Genomic DNA, 14,128 nt, shown 5'->3' with positions numbered 1-14,128 from the left:
CGTATTCTCAAAAGTCCACTTATAAATAATTGACTTAAAGCATGGAATCATCTCAGGAATTTCCGAAATTGCTAGTCATAAAAATAAAAGCTCATGCCTTTTTATCACAAGCTAGGAAAAATACCGCCTAAAAGACACACTGTATTCAGAAAACCAAATGGTGAATTGTATTCTGAGCAGCTTTTTGGAACCATAGGTTTTGACGGTATGTCTACAAACTCATACCACGTCCATAGACCTACTATGGTTAAGGAAATTAAAGGACAGTATTCAGTAAAACCTGAGATTGCTTTAGAAAATCATATTAAATCATATCGATTCAGAGGTTTTCAAGTAAAACCTAAAGCTGATTATTTAGAGAGTCGCACTATAGTTCTTACTAATAGTGATGTCAACATTATACTGGCAGCACCACAAGAATCTATGACAGATTATTTTTATAAAAATTCAGATGCAGATGAGTTGATTTTTATCCATAAAGGATCAGGAACATTGCGCACACATTTGGGTAATATAGATTTTAAATATGGTGATTATCTATTAATTCCACGAGGGATTATTTACCAATTAAGGTTTGATGATAAGGATAATAGACTTTTTATCACAGAGTCCAGAAGACCTATTTACACTCCAAAACGCTATCGCAATTGGTTCGGTCAGTTACTAGAACACTCGCCATATTGCGAGCGAGATTTAAGAAGACCCGACACGCTGGAAACACATGATGAATTGGGTGACTTTTTAATGAAGATTAAAAAACAAGACGAGATTTTTGACATGGTTTATGCATCACATCCGTTTGACGTTGTGGGCTATGATGGTTATAATTTCCCTTATGCATTATCCATACACGACTTTGAACCTATAACCGGACGCATTCACCAGCCGCCACCAGTACATCAAACCTTTGAAACAGATGCGTTTGTGGTATGTAGTTTTGTGCCTAGATTGTATGATTATCATCCAGATAGTATACCAGCACCATATAACCATAGTAATATTGATAGTGATGAAGTACTGTATTATGTAGATGGTGATTTTATGAGCCGCAACGATGTAGATGCCGGACATATCAGCTTACATCCTGCAGGAATACCACATGGTCCACATCCAGGAGCGGCAGAACGCAGCATAGGAAAAACTAAAACTGAAGAACTAGCCGTTATGGTAGACACTTTTAAACCTTTAAAGGTTACAAAAGCAGCACTAGAAATAGCTGATGAGGATTATCATAAAAGCTGGCTAGAATCTAGTCACTAATTTTATAAAAACTAAACTTTACACCATTGGAAAACAACACCAACCAAAACTCTTCTAATCAAAATAGGTCCTGGGAAGATAATAACTATTCTAACTCTGGATACGACAGTTCAAAAAGCCATGAACATAATCAAAATCAAGGTGGACAAAACTGGAGCTCACAACCTTATCGCTCAAAATTACCAGCAGATAATAGTGCCATGGTCCTTGCAATTGTTGCGACCGTTTTATTTGTAATTTGTTGTTGTGTAGGTGGCCAGTATCTAGCTCTTGTCTTAAGTATTATAGGTTTTGCTCTTGCTCAATCTAGTATGACTAAGTATCAGCAAAACCCAGAACAATATGATCCTGGCAGTTATAAAAGAGTTAGTAACGCAAAGACTTTTAATCTAGTGGTAGGTATTGTGAGTTTAATTTTAATTGTTTTAGGTTTTATAGGGCTATTCAGTAACACATTTGATGAATACAACTACTTAGACATGATGGATGAAGATGAAGAATGGTATAATGATGATTATGAATATGAAGAATCTGAGGTTGAAGACGACTGGTATGAATATGAAGAAGAAGTAGATACTTTAAATGAAACAACGGACTCTGTTCAAATAGAAGTTGAAGAATTAGAAACAATTATTGAAGAGATTCCACAAGATTAAAATATGATACCATGAAAGAATCGAGTTTTGGAACGAGTTTTGTATTTCATACTTTGAAACGCATGAAAATGCTTTTAAATCAAAGTATCATGAAAAAATTAATACTTCCTATACTCGCAATATTTATCGCCACAACGGCTTTTATGCCTACCACTGCACCACCAGAAATGGCATTTAAAAAAGGGGAATGGTTCCGTTTTAGAATTCACTATGGCGTTTTTAACGCTAGCTATGCTACCATGCAGGTTAGCGAAGCTAAACTAGAAGGTAAAGAGGTTTATCATATTAAAGGAAAAGGTAAATCTACAGGTTTATTACACCTATTCTTTAAAGTAGACGATCGCTATGAAACTTACATAGATCGCACTACTGTAAAGCCGTATCGATTTATACGCGATATTGATGAAGGTGGACACACTAAGGATATTCAGATAGACTTTAATCATGACACTAGAACAGCTGTTATTAATGATAAAAAGCATAATAAAGTAGAGTCTATGGATATAGAACCTTCTACTCAAGATATGATGAGTGCTTTTTATCATTTGCGCACAATAGTAGATATAAAGACATTAAAAAAAGGAGACGAGTTTAAATTACCCATGTTCTTTGATAAAGAGAATTTTGACTTTAAATTAAAATTCTTAGGTCGTGACACCATTAGAACTAAATTTGGTAAAGTTCCTGCTTTAGAATTCAGACCCTACGTACAATCAGGCCGCGTTTTTAAAGAAGAAGAAAGCCTAACGGTATGGATATCTGATGATGAAAACAAAATGCCTTTAAAAATAAAAGCAAAACTAGCCGTTGGATCACTAACTGCAGATTTAGACGCTTTTAAAGGTTTAAAATATCAATTTAAAACCTTGCCATAGTAGATTTATCGCTACTGTTAACAACATCCTTCTTAAATCAATAGATACGTTTTAAGGTTTCACAGGTATTATTACATTTGTAGAACCTTAAAATGTTTTCATGTCACAGGAAATCAGTCCAGAAATCGCGCAACGTATTCAGTTGTTAGAAGAAAAATTTAAGAATTCAGGTCAGGACATGCTCTCCTATCTAGATGGACTGTTATATGACCAATACATTACTTATTGGGATTACATAAGATTAGACACACTACTAAGTCTACAGGTGCCATCTACTCATTTTCCAGATGAAATGATTTTTATAGGTTACCATCAGATTACAGAGCTTTATTTTAAACTCATTATACACGAGCAATTACAAATTATAGAAAGTAAAGATTTAACAGGTCCTTTCTTTGCAGAAAAACTGCGTCGTATTAATCGCTATTTCGGTATTTTAATTAGCTCTTTTGAAGTAATGATTAAAGGAATGGAACGCGAGCAATTTTTAAAATTCCGTATGTCATTATTACCAGCTAGTGGTTTTCAGAGTGCACAGTTCCGCATGATAGAATTTTACAGTAGTGATTTAATAAATGTAGTACATCCAGATGTTAGAGAACGCTTCCGCGAAAGCGATAACGATAACCTTGAAGAACTCTACAATCATTGTTACTGGAAGCAAGGTGGTATCGATATGCATACCCAAGAAAAAACGCTTACACTAAAACAGTTTGAAGAACGTTACACACCTAGATTCTTGCGTATCGCGCATGAGGTAAAGGACACAAATATTTACCAACGATACCTGCAATTACCTGAAGAAGAAAAAACAAAAGAACTAATGGACGCCATGCGCGCTCATGACCAAAACGCTAATATCAACTGGAAACTAATGCATATGGGAAGTGCCCATCGCTATCTGAGAAAAGAAGGCGATCCTATACAGGCAACTGGAGGAACTAACTGGAAAAAATTCTTGCCACCTAGTTTTCAAAAAATTATTTTCTATCCAGAACTATGGACTCAAGATGAGATCGATAACTGGGGAAAACAATGGGTTGAACATGCATTAAACACAAAATAATAGATGAAGAAATTTCTAGTCATCGCCCTAGTGCTGGGAATAAGCCTTACCGCTTGTAAAGAAAAAGAAGTTTATGTAGAACCAGAGGTTGCTGAGATAGTAGTTCCAGTAATGCAATATGGTTTTGACCTTAATAATTATGAGGTAGTTACCGATACTGTAAAAAGTGGTGACACCTTTGGTAATATAATAGATCCACATCTAGTAGATGGCCAAAGTATTTTCAAAGCTGCCGAAGAACTAGACGCTGTATATAGCGTGCGACGTATACAAGTAGGTAAGCCTTATAAAATTTTAAAAAGAAAAGATAGCCTGGGCACACCAGAAGCTTTTATCTATGAGCCTACTAAAATGGATTATGTAGTGCTCAATTTTGCAGATAGCCTTAAAGCATATAAAGATAAACATCCATTGAAATTTGTCAGAAAAACAGCATCTGGCGTTATCAATTCTACACTGTCAGAGGCAATGGAAGAAGAAGGATTAGGCATGGCGGCTATATATGAATTATCAGATATCTATCGATGGTCTATTGATTTTTTTAGGCTCCAAAAAGGTGATCGTTTTAAAATGATTTATACAGAGCGTTACATCAACGATAGTATATATGCAGGAATTGAAAGTATAGAAGCTGCCGTATTTGAAACAGATAAGACACCATTTTACGCGTTTGATTTCAAGACTGACTCCATAAACAACATCAGTGATTATTATGATGAAAACGGTAAAACATTACGTAGTTTTTTCTTAAAGGCACCTGTAAACTATTCGAGAATATCGAGCCGTTTTACAAAACGTAGGTTTCATCCTGTTCAAAAAAGATGGAAAGCACACAAGGGAACAGATTATGCCGCTGCTTATGGAACGCCTATCGTATCTACCGCAAATGGTGTAGTAATCAAATCTGGGTATACACGCGGTAATGGTAACTATGTAAAAGTTAAGCACAATAACACCTATTCTACTCAGTACCTACATATGACAAAACGCAAAGTAAAGGTAGGTCAGCGTGTGAAACAAGGTCAAGTAATAGGAACTGTAGGATCTACTGGGCTAGCAACAGGACCACATGTGTGTTATCGATTCTGGGTAAACGGAAAACAAGTAGACCCATACAAACAAAATTTACCTAGCGCAGATCCATTGCCTAATGAAAAAATGGAAGACTACCTCAATTTCATTCAACCATTGAAGGACGAAATAGATTTACTTTCTTTTAAAAACGACGACCAAGTACTATGAAAAACATAAATCCGACTGAAACAAACGCATGGCTTAAATTAGAAAAACACTTTGAAGGTTTTGACGATTTCAGCCTCAGAGAAGAGTTTAAAAAAGACACCTCTAGAGCAGAAAAGCTTACGTTAATAGACAAGGATTTTTATGTTGATTTATCTAAAAACTTAATTACCGAGACTACAAGGACTCACCTTACATCACTAGCTACAGAGTGTGGTTTAAAAGAAGCTATTAACTCTTACTTTAATGGAGCGATTATAAACGCCACAGAAAAACGCGCCGTTTTACATACTGCATTAAGAACCCCACAATCTAGTGCAGACAGCAGTGTTGCAAGCAATGTAAGTGACGCCATCGAGAGTAAGCAAAAGATGTTTGATTATGTTGATAGCGTCCTGAACAGTAAAACTTTAACAGCTAGTGGTAAAAAATTTGACACCATTGTTAATATAGGTATCGGTGGTAGTGATTTAGGACCAGTCATGATTTATGAGGCTTTACAAGCGTACAAAAATGACATGACCCTTCATTTTGTCTCTAACGTTGAAGGAGATCATGTAGAAGAAGTTCTTAAAAAAATAAACCCAGAAACAACATTATTTGTCATCGTTTCAAAGTCTTTTGGGACACAAGAAACATTGACTAACGCTACAACCATTAGAAACTGGTTTATTGAAAAAATAGGAGCAGATGCTGTTTCAAATCATTTTATAGCCGTAAGCAGCAATGTAGAAAAAGCAGTCAACTTTGGTATCCATCATGCAAACATATTCCCGATGTTTGATTGGGTAGGTGGTAGATTTTCATTGTGGAGTACTGTAGGTATGTCTGTAGCTCTAGGAATAGGGACTAAAAACTTCCAATCATTATTAGATGGCGCACATGACATGGACAACCATTTCAAAAACACTGATTTTGAAAAAAACATTCCTGTTCAATTAGCATTAATGACCATATGGTATAATAACTTTTATCGCGCACAAAGCGAGGCTATCATTCCATACACACAATACCTTCATAGACTACCTGCTTATTTACAACAGGCCATTATGGAAAGTAATGGTAAATCTGTTGACCGCGATGGCAACTCAGTTACCTATGACACAGGTAATATTATCTGGGGAGAACCTGGTACTAACTCGCAGCACGCATTTTTTCAGTTAATTCATCAAGGAACTAAATTAATACCTGCTCATTTTATCGCTTTCGCGAAAGCGAAATACAATCAGCCAGATCATCACAATAAGCTGATGGCAAATTTCATTGCGCAAACTGAAGCCTTAATGAATGGTAAAACAAGAGCTGAGGCCAAAAAAGATCTAGAAAAATCTGGTAAGAGTAAAGAGGAAATTGAAATGTTATTGCCTTTTAAAGTATTTGAAGGAGATCAACCTACAACGACCATTTTAATTGATGAACTTACACCACAGAGCATCGGTAAGTTAGTCGCTATGTATGAACACAAAATTTTTACTGAAGGTGTTATATGGAATATTTATAGTTATGATCAATGGGGCGTTGAACTAGGAAAAGTTCTTGCAGACAAAGTCCTAGACAACATAGAAAATAAAGAATATGCCGCCCACGATAGTTCAACAACCGGAATTTTAAAGAGATTTGGAAGCTTAAATAATTAATTTTCTGTTTTTCAACGTGTTACGGTTAATAAGTTTTTGATATTCTTAATGTTAACTTAATATTGCAGGCTTTTTTCGTCAGTATTTTTGCAACTCAAACTATAACTGATTGAAAATGAAAAAATCTTTACAATTTTTACTAGCAATTGGGCTTTTGTTAAGCTCCATGGCTGTAACTGCTCAGGTAACAACCTCGAGTATTAACGGTCGTATCCTTGAGGCAGAGGATGAACCATTACTAGGAGCTACTGTAGTTGCAGTTCATGGCCCTACTAATTCAAAATATGGATCTACAACTGATATAGATGGATACTATCGTGTATCTAACATGCGTACTGGTGGTCCATATACTATTACAATTTCTTATGTAGGTAAGAATGAAGTAGTATTAAACGACATTTATTTGCAATTAGGTGAATCTGAAAGAATCGATTTGACTCTTACTGACTCTACTAATGCATTAGATGCGATTGTTATTGACGCGGTACGTGACGGTATTTTTGATTCTGGTAAAACAGGTACTGAAACTAACGTCTCACAGCGTGAGATCAACACGATGCCTTCTGTAACACGTGGTATTGGAGATTTCTTAAGAAAAACTCCACAAGCTACTGTGTCTGAAGGTGGCGCTATTTCTATAGCTGGTCAAAACAACCGTTACAACTCTATCTTTATTGATGGTGCTGTAAACAATGATGTATTTGGACTTGCTGGATCAGGAACTAATGGTGGACAGATTGGTGTTAACCCGATTTCTATTGATGCTATCGAATCTTTCCAAGTAAATGTCGCTCCATTTGATGTACGTCAATCAGGTTTTACTGGTGGTGCAATTAACGCAATTACTAGATCTGGTACTAACGAAGTTGAAGGAAGTGCTTACTTCTATTTACGTAACGAAAGTCTTGCTGGAAAAACTCCAGTTGGAATTAGTGAAGACAACCGTGAGAAATTAGATGACTTTTCTGCAAATCTTTATGGTGTACGTGTAGGTGGACCTATTATTAAGGATAAACTTTTCTTCTTTGTAAATGCTGAAATCCAAAGAGAAGAAGAGCCTAGACCATTTGATTCTGCTCTTTATAATGGGGATAGTAGTATTGCAGACATCAACGCTTTAAGAGATAATTTAATCAACGTATTTGGATATAATCCAGGTGGTTATGAAAACACAATCACTGAATTAAACAGTGAAAAGTTTACTATTAAATTAGATTATAACATCAATGATAAGAACACACTTACTGCAAAGCACAATTATGTAAATGGTGAGTCGATCTCTCCTAGTCAAAGTAGTAATAGAGCGATAAATTTTGCTAACGCAGGAATTTATTTCCCGTCTGAGACTCACTTTTCAACATTAGAATGGAACACTACAAATGGTAGAGATCTTTCTAACAACTTAATTGTAAGTTATACATCTGTAAATGACAACCGTGATCCAATCGGAAATCCATTCCCTAGAGTAAGCATTGAAGATGGTGATGGTGACATTACTTTTGGTTCTGAAGCATTTTCAACGGCTAATATTCTTGAGCAAAAAATCTTCACGATTACAAACAACTTTGAAGTTTCTAAAGGAGCTCACAACATGACTTTCGGTGGTAACTTTGAAAACTATGATATGAGAAACGTTTTTGTAAGACAAAACTACGGACAGTATCAGTTCAACTCATTAGCAGAGTTCAATACTTATTTTGATAATGACCCTTCTAACGATGTTGCTGCAGACTCATACTTCCACTCTTATTCTTTACTAGATCCAGCAGGAACTAGTGGAGATGATATTCAAGCTGCTGCTGCTGCATTTAACTACTCTCAACTAGGTTTATATGCTCAAGACCAATGGAAATTGACTGACAACTTTAAACTTACTTATGGTGTACGTTTTGATGTTCCTTTCTATGATGCAGGTCAAGCAAACGATGACTTCAATGATAGAACTGTTGCTTTATTAGAAGCTGAAGGTAAAGATCTTCAAGGTGCAAGAGTTGGTAAGAAAATTAAAAGTCAAATTCATGTTTCTCCACGTGCAGGTTTTAACTGGGACGTAAATGGAGACAGAAAAACACAAGTACGTGGTGGATTAGGTATTTTTACCTCTAGAGTTCCTCTAGTATGGCCAGGTGGTGCTTATAACAACAATGGTATTGCTGTAGGTGGAACTGCTGCTTTCGGTAGTCAAAACTTTGTTGCAGATCCATTCAACCAGCCATTAAACGGTGCTCCAGCTCCAGGTAGTGGTGCAAATGGTGGACAGATTGACATCTTCTCACCAGACTTCAAATTACCACAGGTAATGAAGTACAATATCGGTATCGATCAAAAGACTAACATTTGGGGACTTATTGTAAGTGCAGATTTCTTATATAATGAGACGATTAACAACGTATTTTATCAGAACTTAAACCTTAAAGATCCTACATTATCACTTAATAATGCAGACGGACGTCCTTTCTATGATCGTGGTGATGAAATTGATGATACTTACACAAGAGTTATCTTAGGAACTAACACTAATGAAGGATGGTCTTATAATGGAACGTTAAGCATCACTAAGCCATATGACAATGGTTTCTCTGGACAAGTTTCTTATTCTTATGGACAAGGTAAATCTATCTTTGAAGGTACTTCTTCTCAAAACAGTTCTCAATGGAGAAACATCGTAACTGTAAATGGTAAGAATACTGCACAGATTGGTAACTCTGCTTTTGCAGTAGGTCACAGAATATCTGCAAACGCTTCTTATGAGTATAAGTGGAATGATAATTTAAAAACTACCTTAGGTGTGTTCTATAATGGACAACAAGGTGGTGCTTTAAGCTACATCTACCAAGGTAGAGATTTATTAAATGATGACTCAAGTGATAATGCTTTATTCTATATTCCTAGAAACGCAAGTGAAATCAATTTAGTTGATAACAATGGCGTATCTGCTGCAGACCAATGGGCTGCTCTAGATGCTTTCATTGAAGGTAACGACTATTTAGATGGCCGTCGTGGTCAGTATGCTGAGCGTAGTGGAGATCGTGGACCATGGAACCACATGGTAGACTTAAAGCTTTTACAAGACTTTAGCTTAAACTTCAATGAGAAGAAACACACATTCCAAGTATCTCTAGACATCTTTAACTTCTTAAACTTAGTAAACAAAAACTGGGGTGAGCAATCATTTGTAAACAGCAGTTTTGGTAACGTAGGTATTGTTGAAGTTGAAAGTAATGGTGTTGATCCTGAATTCTCTTTCAATCCAGACTTTGCAGAAAGTTTTGAAAGAATTGATGATGCAGGAACACAATCTTCAAGATGGCAAATGCAAGTAGGTTTAAGATATATCTTCAACTAAGAAAGATCTTAATACATACATTTCATAAAGAAACCCTACTCAATTGAGTAGGGTTTCTTGTTTATAGTTATTTTTGAATTTAAATTATATCACTATGGAAATTATTAAACACGCACACTCTGGCTGGGCATATATCGTCGTAATTGTATTAGGACTAGCTACTATCAATTCTCTTATTGGTTATTTTACTAAAAAAGAATTTGGTAATAGAGACTTTAGTCTAGCACTAGGTGGTCTTATAGTAACACATATCCAATTATTGATCGGTATAATTTTATACTTTACGTCTCCTTGGTTTGACGCATGGTCTGGTGGGATGAAAGAAGTGATGGGCAACTCTGACGCACGTCTTATGTTAGTTGAGCATCCTTTAACCATGATTATCGCCATTACCCTTTTAACAATCGGGTATTCAAAACATAAGAAAAAAATCGTAAGTAATGGAAAACTTAAAACGCTAGCCATATTTTACTCACTTGCCTTTATTCTAGTCTTAACTAGACTACCTTGGGGCCATTGGTTCTAAGATTATTAAAATTACGCTTTCGCGAAAGCCTTCATATTATAACATTAAAAAGCCTTGTTCCTATGTAAGAACAAGGCTTTTTAATTTATGAACATATTATTTATACTTTTTCTACAGCTGGTAGAATAGCATTTAATACATCAAAAGCACGATCAACGGTTTTCACCTTGTCTATGGTAAGCAATAACCTTAATCCACCTCTAGTTTGTTTCTCTTTCATGCGCAGCACACGTGGTTGCCCTTGTACTGCTTGTAGTATTTTTGAGAATGTTGCGCTTTGATAAAAATCACTTTGCTGATCAGAAATGAAATAACCGATGAGTTTATCCTGCTTCATAATGAGCTTTTCGAGTCCCATTCTTGCTGCTATCCACTTTAATTTAATACTGGTTAATAGATCTTCAGCTTGATCTGGTAAATCTCCAAAACGATCTTCTAGATCTTTTTTAAATACTTCTAATTCAGCCTCATTTTTGAGTTCGTTAAGTTTAGAATACAAAGCCAATCGCTCTGTTATAGAATTAATATAGTCGTCTGGAAAAAGTAACTCAAACTCAGTGTCTATGGTGACATCAGTAACGTGAATTTTTTCGACAGTTTCCTCTTTATATAGATCTTTAAACTCGTTTTCTTTAAGCTCTTCAATAGCCTCATTTAATATTTTTTGATACGTATCAAAACCTATTTCATTCATGAAACCACTTTGTTCACCACCTAAAATATCTCCAGCACCACGTATCTCAAGATCCTTCATCGCGATATTAAAACCACTACCTAGTTCTGAGAAAGTCTCTACTGCTTGTATACGTTTGCGAGCATCATCAGTCATCATATCATATGGCGGTGTGATGAAATAACAAAAAGCTTTTTTATTACTACGACCTACACGTCCACGCATTTGATGCAGGTCTGATAGACCAAAATTGTTTGCATTATTTATAAAAATAGTATTTGCATTCGGAACATCTAAACCACTTTCTATAATCGTGGTTGCAACAAGAACATCAAAGTCACCATTCATAAAAGACAACATTAATTCTTCAAGTTTTTTACCATCCATCTGACCATGTCCTATACCTACTCTAGCATCTGGTACTGAGCGCTGAATCATACCAGCTACTTCTTTAATATTTTCAATACGGTTATGCACAAAAAATACCTGACCACCACGAGAAATCTCATAACTCACCGCATCTCTAATAGTTTCTTCTGAGAATCGAATCACTCTCGATTCTATAGGATGCCTATTGGGTGGTGCAGTTTTAATAACACTTAAGTCTCTGGCCGCCATCAATGAAAACTGTAATGTACGTGGTATGGGCGTTGCAGTTAACGTGAGTGTATCGATGTTCTCTTTAAGAGTCTTAAGTTTATCTTTTACTCCAACACCAAACTTCTGTTCCTCATCTATAATGAGTAATCCTAAATCCTTAAACTGTATCGACTTACTAACTAATTGATGAGTTCCTATCACGATATCAACCTGACCATTTGCAAGACCTTCTAGCACACCTTTACGCTCCTTTGCTGTTCTAAATCTATTTAGATAATCTACAGTCACTGGTAAATTACCTAATCGCTCCTTAAAAGTTTTTGCATGTTGAAACGCGAGAATTGTTGTAGGCACTAAAACAGCAACTTGTTTACCACTAACTGCTGCTTTAAAGGCGGCTCTAATCGCTACTTCTGTCTTACCAAAACCAACATCACCGCAAACTAATCGATCCATAGGTCGATCACTTTCCATATCTGCTTTTACATCTGCTGTTGCAGAACTTTGATCTGGTGTGTCTTCATAAATAAAACTAGCTTCAAGTTCATTTTGAAGGTATCCATCGGGCTCAAATTGGAAACCTTTTTTAGCACGTCTTTTTGCGTATAATTGGATTAAATCAAAGGCGATTTGCTTCACCTTTGTTTTTGTTTTTGCTTTTAGCTTTTTCCAGGCAGGACTACCTAATTTATATACTTTAGGAGCTTTTCCATCTTTACTAGAATATCTAGTTATCTTGTGTAAAGAGTGTATGGACACATATAGAATATCACGCTCGCCATAAACCAATTTAATAGCTTCCTGTTGAGTACCATTCACATCTATTTTCTGTAGCCCACCAAATTTCCCAATTCCATGATCAATGTGTGTTACATAATCACCTATTTCTAAGGTGTTAAGTTCTTTCAGCGTTATGGCTTGCTTTTTGGCATATCCATTTTTCAGTTTGAACTTGTGGTATCTATCAAAAATTTGATGATCTGTATAACAAGCTATTTTTAAATTATGATCAATAAAACCTTTAAAAAGAGTCATAACCACAGTCTCATACTGTACTTGCGCTCCCATATCATCAAAGATGTCCTTAAATCTTTTTGCCTGCTGCGCTGTACCACAAAAAAGATATGAGGTATATCCATTCTCCTCATTCTCTTTAAGGTTCTCAACCAGTAAATCAAATTGCTTATTAAATGCTGGTTGAGGCGTTGTTTGATAAGCAATATTACCAGATTGAGTAGTTAATTCAATAAGATTATATTTTACAAGTTGCTTTTTAATAATGGAAGAGTCACAAAATATTTCTGAAGGCAATAGTTGTCTGACTTCACCCTGCAACTCGCTATACGCCTGTTCTGCCTTGGCAAAAAGAGTATCTAAATTACTATATAGCAATTCAACATTCTCTGCAAAAATCACCGTTTTATTAGATAAATATTGCAAAAAGCTCTCTCGATTCTCCTCTAGCTTTTTATGCTCTACATTAGGTATAATTGAGATTTTTTTAATTTGCTCTTTGGATAATTGTGTTTCAACATCAAACACACGAATGGTATCAATCTCATTACCAAAAAATTCAATACGATAAGGCTCATCATGTGAAAAAGAGAACACATCTAAAATTCCACCACGTACTGAAAACTCTCCAGGCTCTGTAACAAAATCAACTCTTTTAAATTCGTATTCAAAAAGGACCTCATTTGCAAAATCAATGGAAATTTGATCACCTACGGCAATTTTAAGAGTATTCTTTTCTAACTCTTTGCGAGTAACAACTTTTTCAAAAAGTGCATTGGGATAAGTTACAATTACCGCAGGCTTTTTACGAGAGTTGATTCGATTAAGTACTTCGGCACGTAAAAGCACATTTGCATTATCGGTCTTTTCTATTTGATAAGGACGTCTATAACTTCCGGGATAAAAAAGAACTCGATCATCTCCCAACATTTTTTCAAAGTCATTGAGAATATAGGCGGCTTGCTCTTTATCATTTGCAATGACCATGAAAGGCTTTTCTACCTCATCAAAAATAGAGCTCGCTGCGATGGTGAACGCACTACCTTGCAAACCACTTAAATGTGTATGACCTTGAGATTGGGATACCACTTCTCGCAAACTTTGCGTTTGTGAGGCTTGTGCATATTGCTTAAGAATCTTGTTAAAACTCATAATAGAATCACAAAGATAAGCCTAGAAACCAGCATGCTCAAGAATATTGAGAATACTTTAATATAGAAACTGTAACATAGAAGA

Annotated in this window: 9 protein-coding genes; 8 read left to right on the top strand and 1 reads right to left on the bottom strand. The window is 35.7% G+C overall.

The window, feature by feature from the left end; genetic code table 11:
• Window positions 1–93: 93 nt before the first annotated feature.
• The 8 genes from ACJJVI_RS07090 to ACJJVI_RS07055 all read left to right on the top strand — a co-directional run bounded on the left by ACJJVI_RS07090 (window position 94) and on the right by ACJJVI_RS07055 (window position 10,605).
• Window positions 94–1,260, top strand: a complete 1,167-nt coding sequence (locus tag ACJJVI_RS07090; protein WP_042245579.1) for a homogentisate 1,2-dioxygenase — start codon at window positions 94–96, stop codon at window positions 1,258–1,260.
• A 26-nt stretch (window positions 1,261–1,286) separates the two neighbouring features.
• Complete coding sequence (locus ACJJVI_RS07085; RefSeq protein WP_036582734.1) at window positions 1,287–1,916, top strand: CCC motif membrane protein; 630 nt, start codon at window positions 1,287–1,289, stop codon at window positions 1,914–1,916.
• 89 nt (window positions 1,917–2,005) lie between these two features.
• On the top strand, window positions 2,006–2,791 hold the full coding sequence (locus ACJJVI_RS07080) for a DUF3108 domain-containing protein (protein ID WP_042295380.1): 786 nt from the start codon (window positions 2,006–2,008) through the stop codon (window positions 2,789–2,791).
• Window positions 2,792–2,891: 100 nt separating this feature from the next.
• Window positions 2,892–3,857, top strand: coding sequence for a tryptophan 2,3-dioxygenase family protein (locus ACJJVI_RS07075; RefSeq protein WP_042269490.1), 966 nt, complete (start codon window positions 2,892–2,894; stop codon window positions 3,855–3,857).
• Window positions 3,858–3,860: 3 nt separating this feature from the next.
• Window positions 3,861–5,099: a peptidoglycan DD-metalloendopeptidase family protein gene (locus tag ACJJVI_RS07070; protein ID WP_405351183.1), complete on the top strand. Its 1,239-nt coding sequence runs from the start codon at window positions 3,861–3,863 to the stop codon at window positions 5,097–5,099.
• On the top strand, window positions 5,096–6,733 hold the full coding sequence (gene pgi, locus ACJJVI_RS07065; protein ID WP_317290648.1) for a glucose-6-phosphate isomerase: 1,638 nt from the start codon (window positions 5,096–5,098) through the stop codon (window positions 6,731–6,733). Before ACJJVI_RS07070 ends, pgi begins: the two co-directional genes overlap by 4 nt.
• Before the next feature lie 115 nt (window positions 6,734–6,848).
• On the top strand, window positions 6,849–10,079 hold the full coding sequence (locus ACJJVI_RS07060) for a carboxypeptidase regulatory-like domain-containing protein (RefSeq protein WP_317290647.1): 3,231 nt from the start codon (window positions 6,849–6,851) through the stop codon (window positions 10,077–10,079).
• Window positions 10,080–10,173: 94 nt separating this feature from the next.
• Entirely contained in the window at window positions 10,174–10,605 is a 432-nt protein-coding gene (locus ACJJVI_RS07055; protein WP_036582746.1) for a hypothetical protein, read from the top strand.
• Window positions 10,606–10,705: 100 nt separating this feature from the next.
• Here the strand turns inward: ACJJVI_RS07055 and mfd are convergent, their stop codons facing one another.
• Window positions 10,706–14,044, bottom strand: coding sequence for a transcription-repair coupling factor (mfd, locus tag ACJJVI_RS07050; RefSeq protein ID WP_405351180.1), 3,339 nt, complete (start codon window positions 14,042–14,044; stop codon window positions 10,706–10,708).
• Window positions 14,045–14,128: the final 84 nt, after the last annotated feature.

It is taken from the genome of Nonlabens sp. Asnod3-H03, assembly GCF_045063665.1.
Taxonomy (GTDB): Bacteria; Bacteroidota; Bacteroidia; order Flavobacteriales; family Flavobacteriaceae; genus Nonlabens; species Nonlabens ulvanivorans.
This window is presented reverse-complemented; position numbering and strand designations above follow the sequence as displayed.

Excerpts from the sequence above, each read along its gene's own strand:
- ACJJVI_RS07090 (WP_042245579.1), top strand. The coding sequence starts at position 94 with ATGCCTTTTTATCACAAGCTAGGAAAAATACCGCCTAAAAGACACACT.
- ACJJVI_RS07080 (WP_042295380.1), top strand. The coding sequence starts at position 2,006 with ATGAAAAAATTAATACTTCCTATACTCGCAATATTTATCGCCACAACG.
- ACJJVI_RS07075 (WP_042269490.1), top strand. The coding sequence starts at position 2,892 with ATGTCACAGGAAATCAGTCCAGAAATCGCGCAACGTATTCAGTTGTTA.
- ACJJVI_RS07070 (WP_405351183.1), top strand. The coding sequence starts at position 3,861 with ATGAAGAAATTTCTAGTCATCGCCCTAGTGCTGGGAATAAGCCTTACC.
- pgi (WP_317290648.1), top strand. The coding sequence starts at position 5,096 with ATGAAAAACATAAATCCGACTGAAACAAACGCATGGCTTAAATTAGAA.
- ACJJVI_RS07060 (WP_317290647.1), top strand. The coding sequence starts at position 6,849 with ATGAAAAAATCTTTACAATTTTTACTAGCAATTGGGCTTTTGTTAAGC.
- ACJJVI_RS07055 (WP_036582746.1), top strand. The coding sequence starts at position 10,174 with ATGGAAATTATTAAACACGCACACTCTGGCTGGGCATATATCGTCGTA.
- mfd (WP_405351180.1), bottom strand. The coding sequence starts at position 14,044 with ATGAGTTTTAACAAGATTCTTAAGCAATATGCACAAGCCTCACAAACG.